Here is a 25,583-nt window from a genome sequence, read left to right as displayed (position 1 = left end):
CGTAAATTTGAACGATCATTAGCTCATTTGTTTCACATATTATATTTTGAAGCTGTGTGATTTTAATGAAGAAGAGGTGATGGACGGGAACATCACTTTAAATCGCGTCCCCTCTCCAATTTTACTTTCCACATGAATTGTTCCTCCTTGTTGTAAAACAAGACTTTGAACAATGGACAGCCCCAGTCCTGTTCCTCCATATGCCCGGGATCTGGATTTCTCAACCCGGTAAAAACGTTCAAATATATTGGGAAGTTCTTCTGTTGAAATTCCGGGCCCCGTATCGCAAATGCTTATTACAACCCCTTCTAATTCAGAAGTTAAAGAAACTTGAATATACCCCTCGGCTGTGTAACGAATGGCATTATCCAATAGATTCAAAATAATCTGTTCCAGTCGGTTAGAGTCTACAAAAATATGGGGTACGGGACTCAACTTACTTCGAATCGTAAGATCTTTTTCTTGGGCTTTTAATTGAACCTTATCTATAGACCTTTGAATAATCGAAGTGGGTTCTACAGACATCAGTTTCAAGTCAATTTTACCTTCTTCCATCTTAGACAATTCAAAGAGATCATTTATGATTACATTTAAACGTCGTGCTTCCTCAGAAATGATTTGTAGATATTTTTTCTTTTCTTCATCATTTTCCACAAGATCTTTAGCCAATATGTCTGCATACCCTTCCATATAAGTAATGGGTGTTTTCAATTCATGAGAGACGTTGGCAAAGAACTCCGAACGATTATCTCGATATTGTTTTAATTCTTTAGCGAGGTCGTTTATGGCTTGTGACAATGAACCAATCTCATCTTTAGTTTCCACAGGAATTTCAAGATTCAGTTCTCCTTTGGCAATTTGGCGAGTTGCACTTTCAATTTTTAATAATGGATTCGATAATCTTTTGGATAGAAAAAATATGCAACCCAACGCCAATAACAGTGCTCCAAATCCAGTGATAAACAGTAAATTTCTAATCGTTTGGATCGAATCTTTCATATTTTCTAGAGAACTAATCACGTAAATCCCTTTGACCGTTGGATTAGTGGTTACGGGGATACCATGAAGCAGGTAAAGTTCGTTATTAAAAGTGAATTCTCTTTCCACCTTCTTCCCTTCTAACAATTTGCGATTATCCCAGATATAGTTAGGATAAATGGAGGCGTCTGAAGTCTTTGATTCAATGAATCTTCCTTGTGAACTCAAGATGTACATCTGGACGCCTGTAAAATCAGCCATTTGTTCCGCACTGTTGCCTTGCTCCTCAAGCATAGTAGACAAATGTGCTGCTAACTCATTAGCTTCATCGTGTACCTTTGATGACAAAAAATTCGTGAATATGAGGTTAAGTACAATACTTAGCAATATTAAAATCCCAATAAACAAGCTGAAAATGGTAAAGCTAAGTTTTAAATGAATTTTATTCCACACCGAATATATCACCTTTTGAAATCATATTAGGAAAACAAAACAGTCGCCATTATGGCGACTCATAAAATTTATTTTGACTCAGAAAGGACGAATTGTTTTTCACGCTACGTAGTATGCACTTCATTTGTTATTAGACGGTTCCCCACTTGCAGTGCTTTAATTTTATTTTTGCCAAATACTATAGAATTAAAGCATTCTCTTTAATTCTTCAGCAGTGATTCTCTTCAAAAACTTGCTGAATTTTTCTTTACCTTTTGCATGAATTTTGTAATAATCGATTATTTTCATTACCTTTTGTGTCACTTCCGCTTCCGTTAAACCAGCTAGAAAAAGTTCAGCCAAAGAAGCTTTGATTCCCTTTGGATCTCCACCTATATACATATCGAATTTGTCTTTCATTTTAACGATTCCGATATCTCTCAAGAGGGGTTCACTAGTCCCGAGTGCACAGCCAGCATATCCGATCTTCAGAGGTGTCGGTGTCAATATCCCAGCTATAGCTTGATTTAACTTTTGAGCAATGTCTAGTCCGGAATCTTCAGCCCCTCTGCAGAAATTACAAGCGATCAAGGCCTTAGTTGCATAACCTGCAGGGTTTACCTCAAGTCCAATGCTTCGAAGATTGTCAGTTACGACGCCTTCCGATTCAGCCGATATTTCAATATAAAATTGTTTAAACGGAGTCATCTCGGTCTTTTGCTCTGGACCCATAAGTTTACTGATAGCTGAAAGTTGTACTGCAGTAAACAAGCTTCCTCCTACTTGAATCGGTGGGGAAACTGCAATCATCAATCTTTCATTGTTCACTTCTTTTTCTCCTTTAACCGAATTAATGTTATAAAGAATGCGTTTAGTTTATTGCCCTCTTCATGTATTTCATATGACTGAATCAAAGCAACTCTTACTTAAGTCCACCGTTGCATTTGATGACTTTAGAATACCCCCCTATAGTATAATTATCAAGCTTTTTCTTTATATATACAATTTGATTTAAATTCTTTTTCATAATAAAGGAGCTACCTAGGTTTATTCTTTCACGATTCCCCTAAAGACCAGTTCTCTCCACCATCATTGCTTTCATAAACCGAATACTGATCTGTCACAATGATGAGCCGATTGGGATCTTGTTTTGAACTTTTGATCCCCAAAGGCATCTCACCATTTAAGTCTACGTCGAGGTCAGACCATATTTCCAAATCAGTAGATTTTAAAAATCCACTCTCTGTCATGATAATCGTTCCTCCATCGAACAAAGACAGTACTCCGTATGCGGGCTCGTTTGTAATCTGGATTTGTTCCAAATCTCTGCCCTTGACATTATAGCGAACCAGCCCTGATTCCGTTGCAGCCAAAATGGTCTCTTTAGCCGAAGGAAGTATAGAAATCGAATACGCCCCTTGGGGGATACTTCCGATTTTGTTCCACTGTTTCCCACCATCCTTCGTTTGATACACATTGTTGTCAGCACTAGCCAACAACGCAATTAATCGACTTGAATTCCTCGGGTCCATCGCTAAGTAGTGCACATCCGGCTCATTGGGTTTTGCTTTATTTGGAAGTCCATTCTCTGCAGTTTCCCAGGTCTCCCCACCATCATTAGAACGTTTCACAAAACCATGGCCCGCGACAAAGATGTTCATGGGATTATTCGGATTCGTTTCAATTGCCATTACATCACTTGTCATAAGTTCTTTACGAGTTCGCTGCCATTTTTGATCTATAAATTCATATATACCATTATGAGTTCCCATCCATATGGTTGTATCATCATCTGCAAAACTAAAGATATGCGGATGGGTGGTGGACTGAGGTGTTAATAGATCCAAATTTGCAGTCCTGTCTTCTCTACTCTCCCCCCAGAAAATAAAACCGACAATCACTACTAATGATAATGCGAGATAAAATCCAACACCCAGGGATAGCCCTTTTTTCTTTTTTGGCATGGGTCATTCTCCTTGTCTAAAATAATTTTAGGTCAGTATAGAGAAAAATTGTGAAGATTCTGCGTGTTTTGACGAAAATATAAAGGAGGACACCCTATATCTACAAGATGTAATAGCTTAAATATACAAGCGCATCAATAGCCAATGGTCAACACGATTTCCATGTATCAGCCCATGATCAGCTTTTAGTGGGGGAAAATCAATAAAAAAACCCAATCAGCAGAGCTAATTAGGGTGAGTGCATACTTACTGTTATGAGAGGGTTGAGCCATGGTCTTCATGCCAGATTTGATGGATTACATCGGCCAAGATCGAAATCGTTCTATAATTTTCTTCAAGTACATTTTCTACACCACCGATTTCGATCAGGGCACTAGATTCAGCAAGCGATTGGTTGTATTGTCCGTTACCGCTAGAATGATCTTTTGAGTATATCCCCTTTGATATTCCGGGTATTTTCTTGTTTAATTTATTCTGTAATTTGGTGGCAAACTCCATCGTTTCTTGCCAATTGGGATTTTCTTTTCCTACGACAAAATATAATTGTGCATAGTTAAGTTCATCAAACTCTATGGTCGTCTGATCTTTGGGTTGTGAATCACGATGGATATCAAAGACATAGTCAATGGATTTATGATTAGACAATTCTTGGCTCAATGTATCCTTCGAATAACTATACGATTTAGCGTAATCGAAGTTCTTAACTACACTTGGATAATCAGCAGTAGATTGAATCACATTCATCCCCTTTGCTGTTAGTTTTTTAGTGAGGTCCTCTCCTAGTAAGGTGACATTAATATTAGAGTCAAATGCTTCATCTGCAGAGGTTTTGCCTTGCAGCTCCGGCAACCAAGATTCACGGTTATGAGTATGATAAATAAGAATTTGTGGTTGTGTGGATCTAGAACCACTTTTTTGCTGGTCTTTGTTTTTCGTGACGGTTATATTATTTGGCTTCTTAGTCACATGCTCATGGTTTGTATTTTCATTTTTTGTTTTAGTCGTTGATTTGGTTATCTTATCTTTAGAAGCCTGATTATCCTTACTCAGTTTGGTTACTTCTTTAGATTTTATTCCGACTGTTTGATCTGAAGTAATGTTGTTCATCTTTACCTGGTTGCGTGGAGGTAGGCTTTCCTCTTCAGGAATGAAGTCAATGTACATAGGGATAACCTTCAAGGAAATTATGAAGGATGCTAGAAATGTAAAAACGACTAACTTACTCCTTCTTCTTCTACGTGCCATTTCGTTCCTCACTTCCTTTTCGTTTTGTCTCTACCATTTCTATTCGCTTTTTCATAGAATAGAACAAATGCCCTTCCCTTACCCGCAATAAAAATAGGAAGGCCTTTGAAAGCCTTCCTTTGGATTTATATATCGATCTTATTGAATTAATTGCCTGTTCTCGACCTCAATTTTTTTACTTTTTCTTTTCATGTGTATACCAACAATGGTTAGCGACTAAGAGGCTAGATCTTCTGAAAGATATTCTTTAATTTTTTGAGATTTTGAACACGACAGTCTATAAAGTATGTAGTTTAACTTCGCTACATATTGCAGCATAAGAAAGAATGACGTCATTACTGACGTCATTCATCATAAAGAGCTATTTTGTAGAAAGTTCACTCTCTACTAACCATTGGTGATTTTTAACCGGGTTTCCACCGGTTGCTGGTGTATAATCGACCATATAAACCGTTGTTCTCTCAGCTGAGTCAATAGTGGCCTCAGCACCCATCATGCCTTCCATATGATCAGCTTCAAGGGTAACCTTGTCCCCTTCTTTTAAGGGCTCACTGCCTGCATCTTTGATTTCTTCTTGAATAACCCACTTATGATCCGGTATTGGGTCTCCTCCAGTAGTCGGAGTAAAAGTTACTGTGTAGGCTACCGTATCATATGCGCCTACTACTGTTGCCTTTGCTCCGTTCATACCCTCCATGTGATCAGCTTGAATGACGACTTCGTCTCCAACTTTATAAGTAGGATTCTCCGCATCCTTTATACCCTCCGGAACCTCACCCGATCCTGAATGATCCATCTCACCCATATTCGAGTGCTCGCTTTCTGTAGCCGTGTTGGAATTGTTGCTGTTTTCCTTGTTCCCACAGGCACTCAACACCAATATAACTGCCAAGCTAAGTAAAACAAGTGATTTTTTCACTGCTTTCACGCACCTTTACTTTTATTTTTTTGTACTTATGGGTGGGTGTAATCGAGTCACTTTAACATTTTACCCAAAAACTTTGAAGATATTGTGAAGATACTCCGATTGATTTGAGCATTTTAACAACTTCTTTTCAAGAATGTACGCTGAGCAAATGCTAGGAACAAATTGCATTTCTAGTTTTTTGGAGATATTATCCCCTTGTTTAATTCAACTATCCTGGCCCGTTAGTTGAACAAAAACAGCCGATCACATTGATCAGCTGCTTTCTTTGTTGTATTGAACTAACGTTTCCCGGTAGTAGAACAAAAGCAGCTCACCCTCTTGGCCGACGGCCTCCTTGTTTTAGTGAGCTATCGTTCCCCGAAAGCAAAATCCGGACGATATTGTTTCCTAATTCGACTTTATCAAATCTATTTGGAATATATTTTTTGTAATAATTCCTTTTGCACAGGCTTAATATTGATGATATTTCTGATTTCTTTTGCCTTTGTTTCAGCATCATCAAGTGTACTTGCCAAACCTAGTTCTAATAGTATACCAGCTGCAACGGTCCCCGTTCTGCCCTTGCCTCCTCCACAGTGAAAGGCAACTTTCTTGCCGGCGTTATGAGCTCCAACAACCTCATCAATTGCATGTTTAAAAAGCTCGGCTTCATTTTCTTTTGTATTGTCATCAAGCGGAACTTTCACCCACTTCACATGATCCGCAGGATACGCGCACTCTGTTGCTTCTTCCCGCAGATCCACCACGACTTCAATGCCTTCGTTAAGAACCATTGCCTCAACGTCTGCCGCTCCGCCCATAAAGATTTTGTCAGCAATGAGTGCATGGTACTTTTTCTCGGCATGATTCATTTTACTTACCCTCTTTCAAGAATTGCTCTATACGAGCTTTGATTGAATCACGGACATCAGCGAATGTAGCTGTGATTTCTTCCTCCGTACCTGTCGCCTTTGCTGGATCATCGAAGCCCCAATGCCATCTTTCAGCCTTGTCATTACGTACAACGGGACAATTATCATTGGCATGACCGCAAAGCGTGATGATGTAATCTGCTTGTTTTAAAATCTCAGGATCAATTACATCCGATGTATGATTTGAAATATCAATTCCAGCTTCTTTCATGGTTTGAACAGCACGGGGATTTAAGCCGTGAGCTTCTAGACCAGCACTTCTCACCTCGTATTTATCACTTCCAAGTGCTTTCAAAAATCCATCGGCGATTTGGCTTCTGCAAGAGTTTCCTGTACACAAAAAGTAAACAAGTGGTTTGTTGTTCATGTTTATTGATCTCCTTTATCTTCGGTTTGGCTAACTTTTACTAGTTCATCTTGAAATTTCGCTTTGCCCATTTTTGTGTTAATCAAAGCTTTTACCAACATAGCGATAACAATCAATACTACAGTGATAACCGCAATGATTAACCAAACATTTACGCTTGTTGCATGGATCAAATGAAGCCACAAATATAGTCCTGTCAATGTGATAAAGAGCGTTGGGATAGTGAGCACAATCCCAATTTTAAAATAACTCCCCCATGTGATTTTTACATCCTTACGGGACAGTACGTGTAACCATAATAGTGTTGCAAGCGAGCCGATCGGTGTGATTTTTGGACCCAAGTCACTGCCGATAATATTGGCATAAATCAGTGATTCTCGAATCACACCTTGCGTATTGGTCGCATCAATAGCTAGCGCATCGATCATCACAGTGGGCATATTGTTCATGACCGAAGACAATATCGCAGCTAGGAATCCCATGCCGATTGTGGAGATGTAGAGCCCCTTGTCGGCAATGGCTTGAATGACTTTCCCAAGTTCATCCGTTAATCCCACGTTTCGTAGTCCATAAACTACGACGTACATACCAATTGAGAAAATCACGACTGCCCATGGAGCCCCTTTAATGAGCTTCCACGTTTGTATTGCCTGACTGCGGCGTGCAGCCAAAATAAACAAGATTGCAATAATCCCAGCGATGACAGACACCGGAACTTGAATGAACTCGCTCATCAGGTACGCGACAAGAAGCACGGCTAAAATCACCCAAGAGAATTTGAACAGCTTCTTGTCTTTGATTGCATCAACTGGCGTTTTGAGCTGACTGACTTCATAGTTCCCTGGAATACTTTTTCTAAAAAACAAGAACAAGACCAGAAGACTCGCTAATATTGAGAAGAAATTAGGGATAATCATCCGACTTGCATACTCCACAAAACCAATACCAAAGTAATCAGCAGAAACGATATTGACGAGGTTGCTGACTATAAGTGGGAGCGAAGTTGTATCTGCAATAAAACCACTTGCAATAATAAAAGGCAAAATCATCTTTTGATCAAACTTGAGCGCTCGAACCATGGCAAGCACAATAGGCGTTAATATCAGTGCGGCACCGTCATTCGCAAAGAACGCTGCTACCCCTGCACCAAGTAGCACAACATAAACGAACATCAGCTTACCATTGCCTCTTGCGAGCCTTGCCATGTGTAGAGCAGCCCATTCAAAAAAACCGATCTCATCTAAAATAAGTGAAATCAGAATAATGGCTACAAAAGCAAGCGTGGCATTCCATACAATTCCTGTAACCGTACCCACATCGGATAGACTTACGACCCCAAATAGGAGAGCGAGAACAGCTCCAGCAGATGCTGACCACCCAATATTAAGTCCCTTAGGTTGCCAAATCACAAAAGTGAGTGTAAGCAAAAAGATTAAAATTGCAATGAGTGTCATGCTTCCTCCTCAGGACCACAGCAGTTTTTCAATCCTGCTATGTTGTCTTTCATGGAAGGCAGGTACGGATACACACATTGAACATATGCTTTCGCTTCAGGATTAAGGGAGTAGTAAACCCACTGCCCTTTTTTCTTTTCATTAAGAAAACCAGCTGCCTTCAGTTTTCGAAGGTGCTGACTGGCGTTTGGTTGAGACATCCCAATAATGTCTGTGATATCACATACGCAAAGTTCCTGTTCCTGAAGTAGCGCAATAATGGTCAACCGCGTTTTATCAGCTAATAACTTATATGCCTCAGCCATTTCCTGAATTTTTTGTTCCATATGTACCTCCCCTGTGATTATCTTCGTTGGCTTCATTTAATGATATAATCATATAATAAACCAATTATATAATCAATTGCGAATATATATAAAATTATAAAATTTCAATTCACGAAAAAGCCGGTAATAAAATTACCGACTTTAACGTCGCTATCTTTGCTCTCGAACTAAAAATACACATTTTGACTTAATGAAAGAGTGACCGTCTTCCATCTTTAATATCCTTCGTCTGATACTCAATGACTCCCCTTCATTTTAGTTCACAGCTTATACCATTTCTAAATCCAATACCTCACAATTTTTTCGCAAGCGCTAGGACCGCTTTCTTCGCATCTTCCCTTGCACCTCGAATCGTCGCCGAAGCAAATGATGTCTGCCAGGGTATACCTACAAAATGAATATTTACATCGATTTGTTTTAAGGGGTTACCCAGGGAATCAAGAACATTCAATCCGTTAAGATATTCAAAATTTGGAATATAACCTGTAGCAAAAATAACGGCATCCACATCTTCACGAGCATCATCTGACCACACTACACCTTTTTCCGTAAAAGCTTTAAACATATTTTTAGTGTCTGGCCTATTTTTATCAATTGCATCTTTATAAAAACATTATCAAGGACACCTTCACTGTTTTTCTGCAGTAGGCGTTTACCCCAAGTCGATTGATCGAGTCTAAGTATGGTTAGCCAAAAATGAATATCTTTCCCCGCAATGACCTGCGGCTTAAATTTGATCGGACTTCTGGATGCAATTGTTACATGGGCCGCCCGGGCAAGTTCAACGGCTATTTGGACAGCTGAATTCCCTCCGCCCACAACAACGATGCGTTTGTTTTTAAACTCTGCCTCATTTCGATAGTCTTTGGCATGAAGCATTTCCCCCTTAAATTGATCCATCCCTGGAATGTCTGGAATACGAGGATTTACAAATGCCCCACTTGCGCAAATGATGGACCGTGTAAGAAACTTTTCTCCGCTCAAGGTATGGACCGTATAGATATTGCCTTCCTTATCCACCTTGATTACTTCTTGCCCTGAGTATATTGGAAACTTAAATGTAGCCGCATAGGAATTTAAGTATTGAACAACCTCATCTCTGCGCGGATAATAATTTGCACCGCCTGGAAATATAAGTCCTGGCAATGAGGAGTACGCTGCGGGTGAGAACAACGTTAAGCTATCATAATAATTTGCCCATGATCCTAAATGTTCTTCACTTTTTTCGAGTAGAATAAAGCTCCGTCTAGCTTGCTGTAAGTAATATGCTGCTGCCAAACCTGATTGACCACCGCCAATGACAATGCAATCATAAATAATGTTTTCCATTTTGCCCTCCTTCTATAAAAAAGCTACTGCATCACGTTAAGGATGTAGTAGCTTTGAATTCTTGTTTATCCGTAGCAAGAATTTGATCCTACCTTTCCGATTTTGAAGGAGAGCAGCAATTCGTAGAGGCTTCCTCCACTTGTACGGGTTCACAGCAGCTATCTGCACCACTAGCACCCAGACTGCAAACACCTGTCTCCGGCAGTTCCAGCTCTACTTTTTGTGCTGACTCCATATCTCCCACTAAAGCCGCGGGATATTGGGGACTTGGAACGGACCCGTTGCCACGATAATTTTACGCGCCTCCATGATACTATCGGTTGATTCTACTATGAAGTGATTATCCTTCTTCCAAAGCCGTTTAATTAGACAGTTCAGCTTGATCGGCAGCTCCATGTAATTCGCATATGATTCAAGATAACTGGCAATTTCATCTTTACTTGGTAGGCCATTCTTATCCCCATTCAACATCATTCCAGGTAATCCATCATACATACGTGGCGTAAAGAGATGGAGCGAGTCGTAGCGACGTCGCCATGAATCGCCTATTGATGATGTAGCGTCCAGAATCATAAAGTTTAAACCAGTCTGTTTTAAGTAATACCCTGCGGCTAATCCCGCTTGTCCTGCACCTATAACTAACACATCGTACATAGTTATCCTCCTTTAATTAAGTTAATATAGACCATCAATCAAACTTTGGTTTGATTGAATAATTATAATATGGTAAGGTAACAATAATCAAACAAGAATTTGATTGAGTGGAGGTATATTTATGAAGGATAGTTGTGAAATTTATTGTTATGACGAGCCTAAAGTACGTAAAGTTCAAAAGGCATTAGAACAACAAGATATAAAGGGCATGGCCAAGATGTTTAAAGTGTTAGCCGATGAAACTCGAATGAAGATCGCTTTTGCTTTATGTGAAGAGGACGAACTTTGTGTATGTGACGTGGCTAATATTACGGGTTCCTCACTTGCAACCGCATCTCATCACTTGCGGTCGCTAAAACAACTGGGAGTAGCTAAATACAGGAAGGAAGGAAAATTGGCGTTTTATTCACTGGAAGATGATTACGTACGTCAATTAGTTCATTTAGCTTCAACACATAGCAAGGAGTTGATGACACATGCAACAACATGAAGAAAAAAGTAACAAAGAGGTCTATCGTGTACAAGGGTTTACCTGTACAAACTGTGCCGGTAAATTTGAAAATAACGTAAAAAGTCTTCCTGGTGTCACAGACGCACAGGTTAATTTTGGGGCAGCCAAAATAACCGTTATGGGAAATGCAACTGTCGAAGAGTTAGAAAAGGCAGGTGCTTTTGAAAACCTAAAGATAACGCCTGAGAAACAACGGGTTATAGAAAAGAAAGAGCCTTTTTGGAAAGAGAATTGGAATGTGCTTTTGTCCCTTTTATTGATGGCGGCAGGTTATTACTTGGCCTCGTACTATGGAGAAGAAGCCTTGGTTCCTGCATTGGCATTTGGAGCGGCCATAATTATTGGCGGATATGAACTGTTTAAAAAAGGGATCAAGAACTTATTTCAGCTGCAATTTGATATGAACACGCTGATGACTGTTGCCATCATTGGAGCAGCTGCCATCGGAGAGTGGGGCGAAGGTGCTGTTGTTGTGTTACTCTTTGCCATTAGCGAAGCCTTAGAACGGTACTCCATGCAAAAGGCACGTCAGTCGATCCGTTCACTTATGGACATTGCCCCTAAAGAAGCTCTGATTCGACGTGGTTCTGCTGAAATGACCATAAGTGTTGATGATATCCAAGTTGGAGACGTTATGATCGTCAAGCCAGGACAAAAACTGGCTATGGATGGAGTTGTAATAAAAGGAACGTCGACGTTAAATCAGGCAGCAATCACGGGAGAGTCTGTTCCTGTTGCTAAAACTGTTGACGATGAAGTGTTTGCCGGAACACTAAACGAGGAAGGGTTGCTTGAAGTCAGAGTTACTAAGCATGTTGAAGATACAACAATCTCCAAAATCATTCATCTCGTGGAAGAGGCACAAGCTGAACGGGCACCATCTCAAGCTTTTGTGGACCGGTTTGCTAAATACTACACGCCTGCAATTATGGTGCTGGCTTTGGGCATTGCGATTATTCCGCCTTTGTTGGGTGGGGACTGGGGAGATTGGATATATCGTGGGTTGTCCTTGCTTGTAGTAGGGTGTCCTTGTGCATTGGTTATATCTACACCAATTTCTATTGTTACTGCTATTGGGAATGCAGCGAAAAACGGTGTATTGATTAAAGGGGGCATCCATCTTGAAGAAGCTGGGCGCATTTCGGCTGTTGCATTTGATAAAACAGGTACCCTTACTAAAGGATTCCCGGAGGTAACGGATATTACTGTTTTTGGAGAACATAGTGAGGGCGAGATGCTTTCCATTGCTGCTGTAATTGAAAAAGGATCACAACATCCACTAGCATCAGCGATTGTACGAAAAGCTGAACAAATGGGGGCGGATCTCTCCCTTTCAGTTGATCACTTTCAATCAATCACAGGGAAGGGTGTCAAAGCCTCGGTCGGACAACAGCAATATTATATTGGTAGCCCTAAACTGTTTGATGAACTGGAAGCTGAGGTATCCATTTCAATACGTGAACAAATTACCATGCTTCAGACACAAGGGAAGACGGTAATGGTGCTGGGGACGCAACATGAAGTCATTGCCTTAATTGCGGTTGCCGATGCCGTACGTACTTCGAGTAAGGCTGTTATTAATGAATTACATTCTATAGGCGTAAAAAAGACGATCATGCTCACTGGTGACAACCAGGCGACAGCTAACGCAATTGGGCAGCAAGTAGGTGTAGCAGAAATTAAAGCAGAACTGTTACCTCAAGACAAATTGGATTACATCAAGAAGCTCCGAGGAGAGTATTCTCATGTAGCGATGGTGGGTGACGGAGTAAATGATGCACCTGCACTTGCGGCTTCCACTGTGGGTATAGCCATGGGTGGCGCAGGTACTGATACTGCTCTTGAGACAGCTGATATTGCACTGATGGCAGATGATTTAAGAAAATTGCCTTACACTATCCGTTTAAGTAAAAAAACACTGGCTATCATTAAACAAAACGTAGCTTTTTCCTTAGGGATTAAGTTGTTAGCTTTAATACTTATCGTTCCCGGATGGTTGACCTTATGGCTTGCAATTCTGGCTGACATGGGAGCAACTTTGATTGTGACCCTTAACAGCTTAAGACTTTTAAAGATTCAAAAAGAAAAGTAATACGATCCGACCGCTGAAAGGCGGTCCTCTTTGTAATTACTATACTACCCTACTCTACTCGTTAGCTTAACGAAAAGACAGCCGACTAATTAGTCGGCTGTCTACTTTAATTATAGCATTTTATTGGATCTCTCAACAAACTTATGCTTTAAGTTGCGTTAAAGAAATCATGATAATTTCTTAAAGCGGCCATTGCACGCCAAACTATGGGTTAAGAAGAAAAGCTCTAAATGCAGGGAACTCAGTCAAAACTCAATTATACAACTGTAATAGTCCCATAATACATATACATCCCACAATTGAAATGATAAGTTCCAGGTTTCAAGTCACTTAAGGTAATGAAGTTGTCCCCCTTTTCAAGATACACATCTATACCTAAATCAGCAGACTCAACACTTCTTATACATGTATAACCTGTTGGTTTAAGGAAATTAATTTTTGTAGGTACACCGGCTTTAACTACAATATTCTCTTGGCTAAAGCCATCCGATTTTACATCTACTGAAATCACTTGATATCCTGCATTTTCTTGAACAGATTTCTGTTCTTTTGTTTGCGCATTAACTACAGGGTTTTGATTCTCTTGATACTGATTAAATAGCAGCAAACCCACCGAAACAGTACCAAAGGCAACAGTTATTATACCTGCAATAAAGGGCACGCTAATCCCACTGCTCGTTGTTTTATTGGTTTTAACTGAATCTGAATTTGTTAATTGAAGAACAACACAAAATATAAGGATAAACACGATATCAACAAACAATGCCATGATATAAGTAAATCCAAACATAGATCCGAGCATGGCCCCCATCATTCCACCCATGATTCCAGCTAACATGCCATCTAACGATGCCAGTACACTCACAGGCTTTCCTGTAAAGTAACCGGTCCCCAAACCGAATAAAATAGCGATGATGGTAGGGACAGCCAAACCATGATCAAACACAATGCCTAGTTGAAAACCAAGGGCAAGACTAGACATCATCCCAATGCTCATAGCAATCATCATTCCAGGCATACCTGTGACTCTATCTTTTCGTCTATAGGTATTCAGCACAATGTATCCGGATAGAACGATAATCATTACTATACTTAATAATGTAATTAGCATTATAAGCCTCCCGATATATAAAATTTTAAATAATCATGTACTACACATTGTAGTGTATTTATGAATAGAATACAGTTTAAATTCGAAACATTCAGTAATTGTTCATAAAATTACTGTGCTATTTAGGCAAACGGCTCAAAAAAGAAAGTCTATTCTAGGTACAGAATATAGCCAGAAAGGCTCCGAGAACATAAAAATAGTCCTTAGGGAGATAAACTAGATATTTGATGTGCAAGCTTCAAGTATGTAATTTTAACCTACTTAATGCGAATTTTTTCCTTTAGTTGAACAAAAGCAGCCGATCACATGGATCAGCTGCATCTTTGTAATATTGAGCTATAGTTTCCCGTTAGCTTAACGATTAAAAGCCTCGTTTTAGTATAATTTCTTTAATAATTCCTTTTGCGTTGGCTTAATATTAATGATATTTCTGATGTGTTTTGCCTTTAACTCAGCATCCTCAATTGTACTGGCTAACCCTAGTTCTAACAGTGTTCCAGCTGCAACGGTCCCCGTTCTGCCCTTGCCTCCCCCACAGTGAAAGGCAACTTTCTTGCCGGCGTTATAAGCTCCAACAACCTCATCAATTGCTTGTTTAAAAAGTTCGGCTTCGTTTTCTTTCGTGTTGTCATCAAGCGGAACCTTTACCCACTTCACATGAGCTGCTGGATGTGCACATTCTGTTGCTTCTTCCCGCAGATCCACCACGACTTCAATACCTTCGTTAAGAACCATTTCCTCTACGTCTGCAGCTCCGCCCATAAAGATTTTATCCGCAACGAGTGCATGGTACTCCTTTTTAGCATGATTCATCTTACTTACCTTCTTTCAAGAATTGCTCAATTCGAGCCTTAATTGAATCACGGACTTCGGCGAACGTAGCTGTGATTTCTTCCTCTGTACCTGTCGCCTTAGCTGGATCATCGAAGCCCCAGTGCCATCTTTCGGCTTTGTCATTACGTACAACCGGACAATTATCGTTGGCATGACCACAAAGCGTGATGATGTAGTCTGCTTGCTTTAAGATCTCAGGATCAATGACATCTGATGTATGATTGGAAATATCTATCCCAGCTTCTTTCATCGTTTGAACAGCGCGAGGATTTAAGCCATGCGCCTCTAACCCTGCACTTCTCACCTCGTATTTGTCACTACCAAGCGCCTTTAAAAATCCATCGGCGATTTGGCTTCTGCAAGAGTTTCCTGTACATAAAAAGTAAACAAGTGGTTTGTTGTTCATGATTATTGATCTCCTTTATCTTTGGTTTGGCTTACTTGTACTTTCGCTTCGCCCATTTTTGAGTTAATTAATGTTTTTATGATCATAGCGATAACAACCAATGCTACTGTGATTACGGCAATCATCAACCAAACGTTCATGCTTGTTGAATGAATCAAGTGTAGCCACAAATACAGTCCTGTTAACGTGATAAAGAGCGTTGGGATGGTGAGCACAATTCCAATTTTGAAATAACTTCCCCACGTGATTTTTACATCTTTGCGGGACAGTACATGTAGCCACAAAAGTGTGGCGAGCGATCCAATCGGTGTGATTTTTGGACCCAAGTCGCTACCGATAATATTGGCATAAATCAGCGATTCCCGGATGACACTTTGCGTACTCGTTCCATCAATAGCAAGCGCATCAATCATCACTGTCGGCATATTGTTCATAACCGAAGACAATACTGCAGCTAGAAAACCCATACCAAGTGTGGAGATGTAGAGCCCTTGGTCGGCAATAGCTTGAATGACCTTACCAAGTTCATCCGTCAATCCCACATTTCGCAGTCCATAAACGACGACGTACATACCAATGGAGAAAATCACAACTGCCCATGGAGCCCCTTTAATGAGCTTCCAGGTTTGAATAGCGTGACTCCGTCGTGCAGCTAAAATAAACAAGATGGCAATAACCCCAGCGATAACAGACACCGGAACTTGAATGAACTCGCTCATCAAGTACGCAATCAGTAGCACGGCTAAGATCACCCAAGATATTTTGAACAGTTTCTTATCCTTGATCGCTTCAGCTGGCTTTTTGAGCTGACTGACTTCGTAGTTTCCTGGAATGCTCTTTCTAAAGAACAAGAATAAGACCAGAAGACTCGCTAATAATGAAAAGAAATTCGGAATAATCATACGACTTGCATACTCCACAAATCCAATACCAAAGTAATCCGCAGAAACGATATTGACAAGGTTGCTAACGACGAGCGGAAGTGAAGTTGTATCTGCAATAAAACCACTTGCGATGATAAAAGGTAAAATCATCTTTTGATCAAATTTGAGCGCTCGGACCATGGCAAGCACAATGGGTGTTAATATCAGTGCGGCACCGTCATTTGCAAAGAACGCTGCTACACCTGCTCCAAGCAGCACAACATAAACGAACATCAGCTTGCCATTACCTCTTGCGAGCCTTGCCATGTGTAATGCAGCCCATTCAAAAAATCCGATTTCATCTAAAATCAGCGAAATTAAAATAATGGCTACGAAAGCAAGCGTGGCGTTCCATACGATTCCTGTGACCGTACCTACATCGGATAGACTGACGACTCCAAAAAGGAGAGCAAGGACAGCTCCAGCTGACGCTGACCATCCAATATTCAGTCCTTTAGGTTGCCAAATCACAAAAGTCAGTGTAAGTAAAAAGATTAAAATCGCGATAATGGTCATGCTTCCTCCTGAGGACCGCAGCAGTTTTTCAATCCTGCTATTTTATCTTTCATGGATGGCAGATACGGATACACACACTGAACATATGCTTCTGCATCTGGATTAAGAGAGTAGTACACCCACTGCCCTTTTTTCTTTTCATTAAGGAGACCGGCTGCCTTTAGTTTTCGAAGATGCTGACTGGCGTTTGGTTGTGACATGCCAATAATGTCTGTGATATCACATACACAAAGTTCTTGTTCCTGAAGTAGCGCAACAATGGTCAGACGTGTTTTATCAGCCAATAACTTATACGCCTCAGCCATCTCCTGAATGTTTTGTTCCATATGTACACCTCCTGTGATATTCTCGTTGGTTTCATTTAGTAATATAATCATATAATAAACCACTTATATAATCAATCACGAATATATTAGGTTTACCACACCAAAAAAGTCGGCAATAATGATTACCGACTTTACTCTCGAACTAAAAATTCACATTTTGACTTAATAAAATAATGACCGTCTTTCATCTTAACTATATCTTTCGTTTGATACTCAATGACTCCACCTCGATCTAATAATTCATCATGCTGATATACCTCTACGTGCCATTGTTTTAAGATTGCATCATTAAGTTGTGCTGCGGTATACAACAGTGTGCCCTTCATTATAGTCACCTCGAGAAGTTATAATCATCAATTATAACATCCTCCTGAAATTCGATAGCTCACAATCTTTTCACAAGCGATTGTACAGCTTTTTTCGCGTCATTCCCAGAACCTCGAATCGTCGCAGACGCAAATGAGGTCTGCCACGGTATACCTACGAAGTGAATACTTTCATCGGTTTGTTTTAAAGGTACACCTGATGAATCAAGAACGTTCAATCCACTAAGATATTCGAAATTCGGAATATAACCTGTGGCAAAAATAACGGTATCCACATTTTCACGAGTCTCATCTGCCCACACTATCCCATTTTCCGTAAAAGCTTTGAACATCAGTTTGGCATCTGGCTTACCTTGATCGATAGCACTTTTATATATACCGGTATCAAGGACACCGTCACTGCTTTTTTGCAATAATCGTTTGCCCCAATTGGTTTGATCAAGCCTAAGTATAGTTAGCCAAAAGTGAATATCTTTCCCTGCAATGACCTGCGGCTTGAATTTGATCGGGCTTCTAGATGCAATCGTTACATGAGCAGTCCTAGCAAGTTCAACCGCTATTTGGACCGCTGAATTGCCTCCTCCCACTACAATGATCCGTTTATTTTTAAACTCTTTCTCATTTCGGTAGTCTTTGGCATGAAGCATTTCCCCCTTAAATTCATACATGCCAGGAATGTCTGGAGTATGAGGATTTACGAATGCCCCACTTGCACAAATGATGGACCTTGTTCGAAACTGTTCTCCGCTTGAGGTATGGACTGTATAGATATTGCTTTCCTTGTCTACCTTGATTACTTCTTGCCCTGAGTGTATTGGAAAATTGTATGTAGCCGCATAAGACTTTAAGTACTGAACAACCTCATCTTTACGCGGATAAACATTTGAACCGCCTGGAAATGCGAGTCCTGGCAATGAGGAATACGACGCAGGTGAAAACAACGTTAAGCTATCATAATAATTTGCCCATGATCCTAAATGCTCTTCACTCTTTTCCAGTAAGATAAAGTTCCGTTTAGCTTCTTGTAAGTAGTAGGCTGCTGCCAAACCGGATTGACCACCACCAATAACGATGCAATCATAAATCATGTTTTTCATTTCTCTCCTTCCTTCTATAAAAAAGCTACTGCATCACGTTCCGGATGCAGTAGCTTCAAATTCTGGTTTATCCGCAGCAAGAATTTGATCCTGCCTTTTCTGTTTTTGAAGGAGAGCAGCAATTCGAAGATGATGTTTCCTCCACTTGAACCGGTTCACAGCAGCTGTCCTTGCTATTAGCACCAAGACTGCAAACCCCCGTCTCCGGCAGTTCCAGTTCTACTTTTTGAGCTGACTCCATATCTCCCACCAAAGCCGCTACAATGGATCTGACTTGCTCATATCCCGTTGCCATTAGGAAGGTTGGCGCTCTTCCATAACTTTTGGCACCCACGATATAAAAGTCCTTTTCAGGTTGACGCAGTTCTTTTTCGCCATGTGGTCGAACTGTACCGCAGCTGTGTACATTGGGGTCAATCAATGGTGCAAGCTCATAAACACAGTCTAAGCTTGGGTCCGTTAATACCCGCACTTCTCTCACCGTTGATAAGTCAGGACGAGATCCTGTATTACCTACAATTTCATCGATGTGATCTATAACCACTTTTTCATTTTTAATGGCTCCTGAAACCTGGATCTGTTCACCTTGTTTTTGAAGTTCTTCAATATGGAATCCTGTCAGGACCTTTACGGCACCGGATTCAACCACCTTTTGAATGCGAGTACCCAGTTCACCCCTTGCCTGAAGCCCATCTAATTCTCGTCCTCCATAAACATCCTCAATATTCGCCTTACGAATAGCCCAAACGATTTCAGTTCCCGACTCCTCTTTTTGAAGCTGGGCAAGTTCAAGCAACGTGTTGATCGCAGAATGTCCGCTTCCTACAACAAGCACCTTCTTGCCGCTATAACGATTTCTCTCTCTTCCTAATACAGCAGGAATACCGTATGAAATTTGACTATTAAGCGCTTTTTCCTCTTCTGAAAATATACCGTCTGAACGAAGCGGGTTGGGATTGGACCATGTCCCAGAAGCATCGATAACAGCCCGCGCTTCATAAATAAACGGAGATCCGTTTTGTTCAACATGGATCACAAACGGCAGTTTCTCACGCCCACTTGTTTTCACTTTACTTAACCCTTTGCGACTGAGCGCAGTAACTTTCGTATTCAAGTGTATATTTGGACTTAATTCAGGTAGTGCAGCCAAAGGTTTTAGATAATGCTCAACAATTTCCTTACCCGTTGGGATCTTTTCGTTTTGTGGAGCAACCCAATTCGCCGATAGTAGTAACTCTTTAGCAGCTTTATCGATGTTATATTGCCATGGCGAGAACAGTCGTACATGTTCCCATTTTCTAATGTTTGCCCCTACTTCATCTCCAGCTTCAAACAACATAAACGGCTCACCTTTTGAAATGAGTTGTGCCGCTGCCGCAAGACCAACCGGTCCAGCTCCAATAATTGCAACAGGTAAGTTACCTTTCTCTTGTACAGGTGCTTCGCAGCAGTTTACTTGATTCACAGGAATATTTTTAATCATTTAAGTTTCCCCCTCATAATTACTTGCATTATGCAAGTATTGTATTAAATAAATGGGATAAGTATTATCCCAGTGGTGTACAGCATACGCTGGATTTCGCCATGCTTTCGTTTAGCAGTTTGACGGCGTTGATGACCATATCCCGTTCAAACTCAGACATATGCGAAAAGACTTCTTTTAAATAATCATTCATCTGCTCATCAATGACCGTAGCAACAAACTTACCTTGTGTAGTCAAGGATAATATGTAAATCCGTCGATCTTCAGGTAAGGGTGTTTTTTGAACCAAACCCAACTTTACGAGACTTTGGACCTGGCGGCTAAACGTCGTGATGTCTATGGATAGTGCATCGGCCACTTGCTGAATGGATGGATTATGCTTACGATCAATTTCATAAATGATATGACTTTGAACAAGCGAAATATCCAGCCCTCCTGCGGTGCAACAGTTTTTATCCAATAATCCAAAACGTCGTGTCATGATCTGAAACATCTCTCTTACGTTGTTTTCCAATTACCTCACCTCTTGTTATAGTTATACTCTTATTATTTGCAAAATGCAAATGATTTTTTTGTTTTTCTTTCCCCCTTCCCATTTCAAGTTACATTGTGATATATAAACAAATACAAAAACAAAACGTAGGAGTGATCAACATGGTAATTCTGCGGCAAGCTACCGAAGTGGATCTGGGAAGCATTCTAACTATCTATAACCAAGGTATTGAAGACCGCATTGCCACGCTAGAAACAAATATAAAAGATGAAGCTTACATGTCTGAATGGTTTAACAAGCACCAGGGGCGTTACTCGGTACTTATAGCCGAACAGAATGATCAAGTGGTCGGATGGGCTTCTATCAATTCATATAACCCTAGAAGCGCGTATGACGGTGTCGGTGACCTCTCCATTTATATACATCGTGATTATCGCGGTAAAGGGATCGGTAAACAGTTACTTCAGAAATTAGAGGAAATCGGTAAGCAGAATAACTTTTATAAGTTTGTTCTTTTCACCTTTCCATTTAATACGCTTGGTCAGAGCCTATATCATAAATCTGGATACCGAGAAGTAGGTGTATTTCAGAATCAAGGCTTTCTGGAAGGAAACTTTGTAGATGTGATGGCTATGGAAAAATTATTATAAGCATCGAGTCGTATTGATCTTATAATACCTAAGTTTACGTATTACTTGAACACGATATATTAAACTGACCTGCCCGTTAGTTTAATGAATTGAAGGGCAAGATGACGATTAGATACACGCCTAATCGGTAATCGGTACAAGTTCTTGTCCTTGGCTCGGGACACGAACTTGTACCGATAAAATAACAAAGCCGCAAAATTAGCGACTTCAATGGGACAATGTTCTTGTCCTCGACAAATATCACATTTCTACACTCAATCAGTTCTCGGCTAAAAATAATAATCGTGCTTGGATCAGCTTCTATCCGTGACGTTCAATAAATTCACTAACTCTACTCATTTCCGAAATATCAAGATATTCTACGAGTTCCATAAAAAATGAATCATAGTCAACAGTCCTTTTCATACGTCGCATATAATTATCTACTTTCTTAATGGGATCATACTGGTTACTACCGTATGACCATTCATATGCCGCAAGAAACAACTTTCTGCGAAGTTCAACACCTTTTGCCTTTTCGAACATTTCAAGCAAACGTTCGGTTACATCAGTACAAATCTTGAAATTCCAATAAGGTGGTTGCCGGAAGGATTCAAATAAGTCCATATATATTTCAAAAAACAGTCCTAAGGATTGATCATCTTGGTCAGGAATGCATTCAATAATGCCTACAGCTCCGCGATTTAACACTTCAAAAACCCTTGGAGACTTCCGTTGGCTAAAGCTCGCGACCAAATCAGTTATGCCAATCTGTCCTTCGTTATACTTTGTGATTGAATCCTCAATTGTTAATTTTGATGAAGTGACATTCAGGCGCTTTCGATTGAATGTCTCCATGTTATGTATGACAACCGGATATTGCTGCTCAGTCATAAGAACAAGCGCTTGATATCGCATTTGATCGTAATTGTTGATCGTTCCAATTGGGGGGTGATCTTTTTTCTCCAAAAAATAGATTAAACGCCCAAGTGCGAAAATATCATAATGAAATGTAGGCTCAGCGTCACCCTCTTTATGCGCATCACTCATATACCGCATGGAGCCCATCAATTCCTTACTATAAGCACTTGTTTTGATAAAATTATTGAGTAAGGGTTTACATACGCCTAGATCGGATATTTTTGGGACACCGTTGAACATAAGCACATTCGACGGTTTTAAATCCCGATGAATGATCTGATCCTCATGATCATGCAAACACGCAAGACCCGATGCAATACCATCGATAATACGATCAATTTCCTCTTCTGAGAGTTCATTCTTTAGAACGTATTCTTCCAAATCACAGTCAGCCTTCTCCATAATGTAAGATGCTCCATTGATTTCATATACCCGTGTGATATTGGGATGACTAATGCTCTTTAGTATCTCATATTCCCTCTGAAATCTTGCCAAGTTCTTTTCAGTGAACCGTTCTTCCTTTAACTCTTTTTTCACACATTCGATTCCATTATATAGAATCTCAGTAACATTCGAATATGTACCACTCTTTGCCCAATTAGCCACGAGATACCTTCCTTTCTATTTTGCTTCCGAATTAGTATAAGACAAATTTCTAATTTCCTCAAACAATATTGATAATGTACATTCCATTAAATTACGCAATATTTTTCTTCAGGGACAAATAACTGGATCCTTAAAACAAAAAAGCCACCCGATTAGGCGACTATGAATGGAACAATGTTCTTATCCTTTCACAATGATGGATGATAGATTAGTCTCTTAACCGATTGTGGTAATGTGTATCCTATCAAAAACCTCAATGAGGTTTCATATTAAGTATTTAGCCTACGATACCCATGCTCTGTGCAATATTACCCTATCCAGAGATCCCGGGCAGCAATCGTTATAATAAAATACAATCTATTAGTAGAGACTTAACAACCATATTTAGCATTTTGCTTTAACAATCTAAACTACTGATTCGCTTTTTATATATATTATTCCTAGAAACCCTCTAAAACCGCCTTTAGTTACCAAATCCGTGACTTTTCATCTACGTTCCTCCTTTTATTGGGTTATGATAGCCGTTACTATATTCTTGAAAACTATTTATCGTCTTTCTCATCAATACTTTGCTGAAGCTGTACTCCAGAATGCGCATCCTTATTAGATGCTACTCTTTACCTGGCTAATCTTAAGAAGATAAACTACCTTCTCAGTACGTGTTTCGGGTTTCACCCTAGTAACACCAGATACATCAAACCGTTCAATTACCCAGCTAGGAACGTCTGCCGCAGGATCTGGACTTGACACTCTTAACAGGGAGCTTTCGGGATCAAAAACGAATTCTAGATACTCTCTGTCCGGTCTGTACCCTTCAGGTGAAAAATGGTCTGTAAGTACAAAAGCCCGTGGAACTTCCATTTGCCCAAAATAGTATCTCGGCTTTGATATTAACTCAGTTAATCCATTAAATTGTGCTTCTTCGCTATCTCCTCGTGGATAGATAATTCCTGCAGCCACATTATTTTTATGATCTTCAACCTTTTTGAACAATTCATCAATAGAATGACATTCTTCATCTTTTTCCTCACCAGTAATACCGGTACTCCAACCGGTACTCCAGGTAATCCAAAGGTTTCCCTCATTTTCTTCATCTACTTCGACTACAGTAAACGCCCATATCTGTCCATTTACAACACAATCGTATGTACTGCCAACCTTGAATGTTTCCTTCATCGTTAACCGCCCTTCCATACTATAATTGTTCGAACTAGTCTATTCATTATAACAAACTATAAATCTACAATCTCAATAAGATGTATTCTCACATTGGGATCCGATATTTTTCCCAGTGCTTCAAAAGCCATTTTCTTAATATCACGAAGGTCCCATCCCTTAAAAATAACCAGCTCCCTGTTATGTCTCAAATATTGCGCCAGTAAGGCGGCATCCTCTACAGAGATGTACTTTCGTTTAAGCCTTTCGATGAGGTATGTAACTGTCCCATCATCCCAATAGATCACGGGAAGATCCTTTTGAGGTTTGTTCTGTCTCACAATTTGTGGTAATGGTATTTCAACATCATTCAATGCCTGGGTGTCCTCTGTTCTTCCTTCATCAATTTGCGTGAGGCGATCTACCCCCTTAGCAAAATCTGATTTAAAAATAGCCATTTGCCGATTTTCGAAATCATCATTAGATAACTGAAGGTAATCCTGGATTACCAAAGCTTCAGTAAGTTGCATCTTGTACCCCGTAGTTACAGCAAAAGCTCGGTATGGGGGCTCAAGTTCATCAAAGATGATTCTATGAACAGAAAACGATATTCCATCAGGCGTGGAATGAACATAGTACAGGCTGCGGACATCATTTTGGAGAATCTGTTTCTCATTATAATTAAACACCTCTGATATCGAGTAAGTATCGTTACCAGATAGATTATTCAGTAGTTTATCCCATTTGTGATCCCAATCTGTTTTGGTACTGAGAAGGGTCTCAGATTCCCAAAGAAACAATACTCTATACGATAAATCTAAACTCAGCTCTTGATCCTCTATAAACCAGATATTATTTAAGCCTTTCTCATCGAAATATTGATTCCTTTTTCGAATTATCTTTACGAGTGACTCATCACCCTTCTGATATACATTGGTCAGGACTGATATACCAAACTCAGAATGCCCCTTTTTTACAATGATGTCGGGGACAACCTTCCAACTTCCCTCAGCTTTCGCTTTATAGCCATGCTCCACTTTAAGATCAGGCTTATATCTCTCCTGCGTTCTCAAGTCATCGTAAATGACGTCCCGTATTACCGAGTGCTGAGCTGATTCTCTCTTCACTTGCTGCTCGTATTGTTCATATGAATGGGCAACTGTACAGGACTTTCCCTGTTTATGTGCAAAATGAGGTTCATTCGTGTTTCCCGCACGAAGTATGAGATATTCATCACAGAAAGGGCATCTAAAACCATCTTTTCTCCCCTTTTTCCTGATCTCTGTGATAGCCAGATCTTTCTGAGGGTATTTATTGAATTCGTCAAAGAGAGAGATTAGATTATTCTCGTAATTGGCAATTTGCAAATCATTCCACTCCTTTCCTTCGTGATCTATTTTGGTGACCGACTAAGATTCAATGATGTATAGTGGTGTTCCGCGGTATCATGTTTATGTTAAATCCTAATTTGAATCGTGTTTCTACAGTCTCCCTCACTTTAAAGATAAGATAATAAACAACGGCATTCGCTTGAGGGCTTGATTTCGTCTTCAAGATTCTCCTAAA

General features: G+C 40.1%; 28 protein-coding genes. 3 read left to right on the top strand and 25 right to left on the bottom strand.

Features of this window, described 5'->3' with window-relative positions:
* Positions 1-39 precede the first annotated feature (39 nt).
* The 13 genes from Q0V21_RS30625 to Q0V21_RS30565 form a co-directional block, all read right to left on the bottom strand.
* Complete coding sequence (locus Q0V21_RS30625) at positions 40-1,431, bottom strand: sensor histidine kinase (protein WP_175395186.1); 1,392 nt, start codon at positions 1,429-1,431, stop codon at positions 40-42.
* A 186-nt stretch (positions 1,432-1,617) separates the two neighbouring features.
* A complete protein-coding gene (locus Q0V21_RS30620; RefSeq protein WP_301882200.1) occupies positions 1,618-2,238 on the bottom strand; it encodes an NAD(P)/FAD-dependent oxidoreductase in 621 nt (206 codons plus the stop codon).
* Positions 2,239-2,465: 227 nt separating this feature from the next.
* Positions 2,466-3,374 (bottom strand): WD40/YVTN/BNR-like repeat-containing protein, encoded by a 909-nt coding sequence (locus tag Q0V21_RS30615; protein ID WP_175395187.1) that lies wholly within the window; start codon positions 3,372-3,374, stop codon positions 2,466-2,468.
* Positions 3,375-3,626: 252 nt separating this feature from the next.
* Positions 3,627-4,619, bottom strand: coding sequence for a stage II sporulation protein P (locus tag Q0V21_RS30610; protein WP_175395188.1), 993 nt, complete (start codon positions 4,617-4,619; stop codon positions 3,627-3,629).
* 361 nt (positions 4,620-4,980) lie between these two features.
* A complete protein-coding gene (locus Q0V21_RS30605) occupies positions 4,981-5,538 on the bottom strand; it encodes a YdhK family protein (RefSeq protein ID WP_175395189.1) in 558 nt (185 codons plus the stop codon).
* Between the two features lie 416 nt (positions 5,539-5,954).
* The gene (locus tag Q0V21_RS30600; protein WP_175395190.1) at positions 5,955-6,398 is read right to left on the bottom strand and encodes a protein-tyrosine phosphatase family protein; all 444 of its coding nucleotides are present in this window, start codon (positions 6,396-6,398) and stop codon (positions 5,955-5,957) included.
* A gap of 1 nt (position 6,399) precedes the next feature.
* Complete coding sequence (gene arsC, locus Q0V21_RS30595; protein WP_175395191.1) at positions 6,400-6,825, bottom strand: arsenate reductase (thioredoxin); 426 nt, start codon at positions 6,823-6,825, stop codon at positions 6,400-6,402.
* Positions 6,826-6,827: 2 nt separating this feature from the next.
* Complete coding sequence (locus tag Q0V21_RS30590) at positions 6,828-8,279, bottom strand: arsenic transporter (protein WP_175395192.1); 1,452 nt, start codon at positions 8,277-8,279, stop codon at positions 6,828-6,830.
* Positions 8,276-8,605 (bottom strand): ArsR/SmtB family transcription factor, encoded by a 330-nt coding sequence (locus Q0V21_RS30585; RefSeq protein ID WP_175395193.1) that lies wholly within the window; start codon positions 8,603-8,605, stop codon positions 8,276-8,278. Before Q0V21_RS30585 ends, Q0V21_RS30590 begins: the two co-directional genes overlap by 4 nt.
* Positions 8,606-8,897: 292 nt before the next feature.
* Complete coding sequence (locus Q0V21_RS30580) at positions 8,898-9,170, bottom strand: NAD(P)/FAD-dependent oxidoreductase (RefSeq protein WP_301882197.1); 273 nt, start codon at positions 9,168-9,170, stop codon at positions 8,898-8,900.
* Positions 9,140-9,934: a flavin-containing monooxygenase gene (locus Q0V21_RS30575; protein WP_301882196.1), complete on the bottom strand. Its 795-nt coding sequence runs from the start codon at positions 9,932-9,934 to the stop codon at positions 9,140-9,142. Before Q0V21_RS30575 ends, Q0V21_RS30580 begins: the two co-directional genes overlap by 31 nt.
* An 88-nt stretch (positions 9,935-10,022) precedes the next feature.
* A complete protein-coding gene (locus tag Q0V21_RS30570) occupies positions 10,023-10,169 on the bottom strand; it encodes a hypothetical protein (protein ID WP_301882195.1) in 147 nt (48 codons plus the stop codon).
* Positions 10,170-10,177: 8 nt separating this feature from the next.
* Positions 10,178-10,588 (bottom strand): NAD(P)-binding domain-containing protein, encoded by a 411-nt coding sequence (locus Q0V21_RS30565; protein WP_301882194.1) that lies wholly within the window; start codon positions 10,586-10,588, stop codon positions 10,178-10,180.
* A gap of 121 nt (positions 10,589-10,709) precedes the next feature.
* Here Q0V21_RS30565 and Q0V21_RS30560 point away from each other — a divergent pair, with 121 nt between their 5' ends.
* On the top strand, positions 10,710-11,078 hold the full coding sequence (locus Q0V21_RS30560) for an ArsR/SmtB family transcription factor (RefSeq protein ID WP_423805292.1): 369 nt from the start codon (positions 10,710-10,712) through the stop codon (positions 11,076-11,078).
* Entirely contained in the window at positions 11,065-13,191 is a 2,127-nt protein-coding gene (locus Q0V21_RS30555) for a heavy metal translocating P-type ATPase (RefSeq protein WP_301882192.1), read from the top strand. The genes Q0V21_RS30560 and Q0V21_RS30555 overlap by 14 nt, the downstream gene beginning before the upstream one ends.
* A gap of 256 nt (positions 13,192-13,447) precedes the next feature.
* Here Q0V21_RS30555 and Q0V21_RS30550 read toward each other — a convergent pair whose 3' ends face one another.
* The 9 genes from Q0V21_RS30550 to Q0V21_RS30510 form a co-directional block, all read right to left on the bottom strand.
* Positions 13,448-14,302 (bottom strand): cupredoxin domain-containing protein, encoded by an 855-nt coding sequence (locus tag Q0V21_RS30550; RefSeq protein WP_301882191.1) that lies wholly within the window; start codon positions 14,300-14,302, stop codon positions 13,448-13,450.
* Between the two features lie 375 nt (positions 14,303-14,677).
* The gene (locus Q0V21_RS30545) at positions 14,678-15,115 is read right to left on the bottom strand and encodes a protein-tyrosine phosphatase family protein (protein WP_301882190.1); all 438 of its coding nucleotides are present in this window, start codon (positions 15,113-15,115) and stop codon (positions 14,678-14,680) included.
* A gap of 1 nt (position 15,116) precedes the next feature.
* Entirely contained in the window at positions 15,117-15,542 is a 426-nt protein-coding gene (arsC, locus tag Q0V21_RS30540) for an arsenate reductase (thioredoxin) (RefSeq protein WP_024634603.1), read from the bottom strand.
* Positions 15,543-15,544: 2 nt separating this feature from the next.
* Positions 15,545-16,981 (bottom strand): arsenic transporter, encoded by a 1,437-nt coding sequence (locus tag Q0V21_RS30535; RefSeq protein WP_301882189.1) that lies wholly within the window; start codon positions 16,979-16,981, stop codon positions 15,545-15,547.
* Positions 16,978-17,307, bottom strand: a complete 330-nt coding sequence (locus Q0V21_RS30530) for an ArsR/SmtB family transcription factor (protein ID WP_301882188.1) — start codon at positions 17,305-17,307, stop codon at positions 16,978-16,980. Before Q0V21_RS30530 ends, Q0V21_RS30535 begins: the two co-directional genes overlap by 4 nt.
* A gap of 131 nt (positions 17,308-17,438) precedes the next feature.
* Positions 17,439-17,633 (bottom strand): hypothetical protein, encoded by a 195-nt coding sequence (locus tag Q0V21_RS30525; RefSeq protein WP_301882186.1) that lies wholly within the window; start codon positions 17,631-17,633, stop codon positions 17,439-17,441.
* A gap of 59 nt (positions 17,634-17,692) precedes the next feature.
* Positions 17,693-18,730, bottom strand: coding sequence for a flavin-containing monooxygenase (locus Q0V21_RS30520; RefSeq protein WP_301882185.1), 1,038 nt, complete (start codon positions 18,728-18,730; stop codon positions 17,693-17,695).
* A 67-nt stretch (positions 18,731-18,797) separates the two neighbouring features.
* Complete coding sequence (locus Q0V21_RS30515) at positions 18,798-20,213, bottom strand: NAD(P)-binding domain-containing protein (RefSeq protein ID WP_301882183.1); 1,416 nt, start codon at positions 20,211-20,213, stop codon at positions 18,798-18,800.
* A gap of 64 nt (positions 20,214-20,277) precedes the next feature.
* Positions 20,278-20,706 carry a MarR family winged helix-turn-helix transcriptional regulator gene (locus Q0V21_RS30510; RefSeq protein ID WP_029881702.1) on the bottom strand — a complete coding sequence of 143 codons (429 nt, stop codon included), beginning with the start codon at positions 20,704-20,706 and terminating at the stop codon, positions 20,278-20,280.
* Between the two features lie 155 nt (positions 20,707-20,861).
* On the opposite strand from Q0V21_RS30510, the gene Q0V21_RS30505 reads away from it, so the two are divergent.
* On the top strand, positions 20,862-21,356 hold the full coding sequence (locus tag Q0V21_RS30505; RefSeq protein ID WP_301882362.1) for an arsinothricin resistance N-acetyltransferase ArsN1 family A: 495 nt from the start codon (positions 20,862-20,864) through the stop codon (positions 21,354-21,356).
* A 300-nt stretch (positions 21,357-21,656) separates the two neighbouring features.
* On the opposite strand, the gene Q0V21_RS30500 is transcribed toward Q0V21_RS30505, so the two are convergent.
* The 3 genes from Q0V21_RS30500 to Q0V21_RS30490 form a co-directional block, all read right to left on the bottom strand.
* The gene (locus tag Q0V21_RS30500; protein ID WP_301882181.1) at positions 21,657-22,862 is read right to left on the bottom strand and encodes a protein kinase domain-containing protein; all 1,206 of its coding nucleotides are present in this window, start codon (positions 22,860-22,862) and stop codon (positions 21,657-21,659) included.
* A 603-nt stretch (positions 22,863-23,465) separates the two neighbouring features.
* Positions 23,466-24,038, bottom strand: coding sequence for a hypothetical protein (locus Q0V21_RS30495; RefSeq protein WP_301882180.1), 573 nt, complete (start codon positions 24,036-24,038; stop codon positions 23,466-23,468).
* 56 nt (positions 24,039-24,094) lie between these two features.
* Positions 24,095-25,384 carry a competence protein CoiA family protein gene (locus tag Q0V21_RS30490; protein ID WP_301882179.1) on the bottom strand — a complete coding sequence of 430 codons (1,290 nt, stop codon included), beginning with the start codon at positions 25,382-25,384 and terminating at the stop codon, positions 24,095-24,097.
* Positions 25,385-25,583 lie beyond the last annotated feature (199 nt).

Source organism: Paenibacillus sp. 11B (genome assembly GCF_030487755.1).
Lineage (GTDB): Bacteria > Bacillota > Bacilli > Paenibacillales > Paenibacillaceae > Paenibacillus > Paenibacillus vandeheii.
This window is presented reverse-complemented; position numbering and strand designations above follow the sequence as displayed.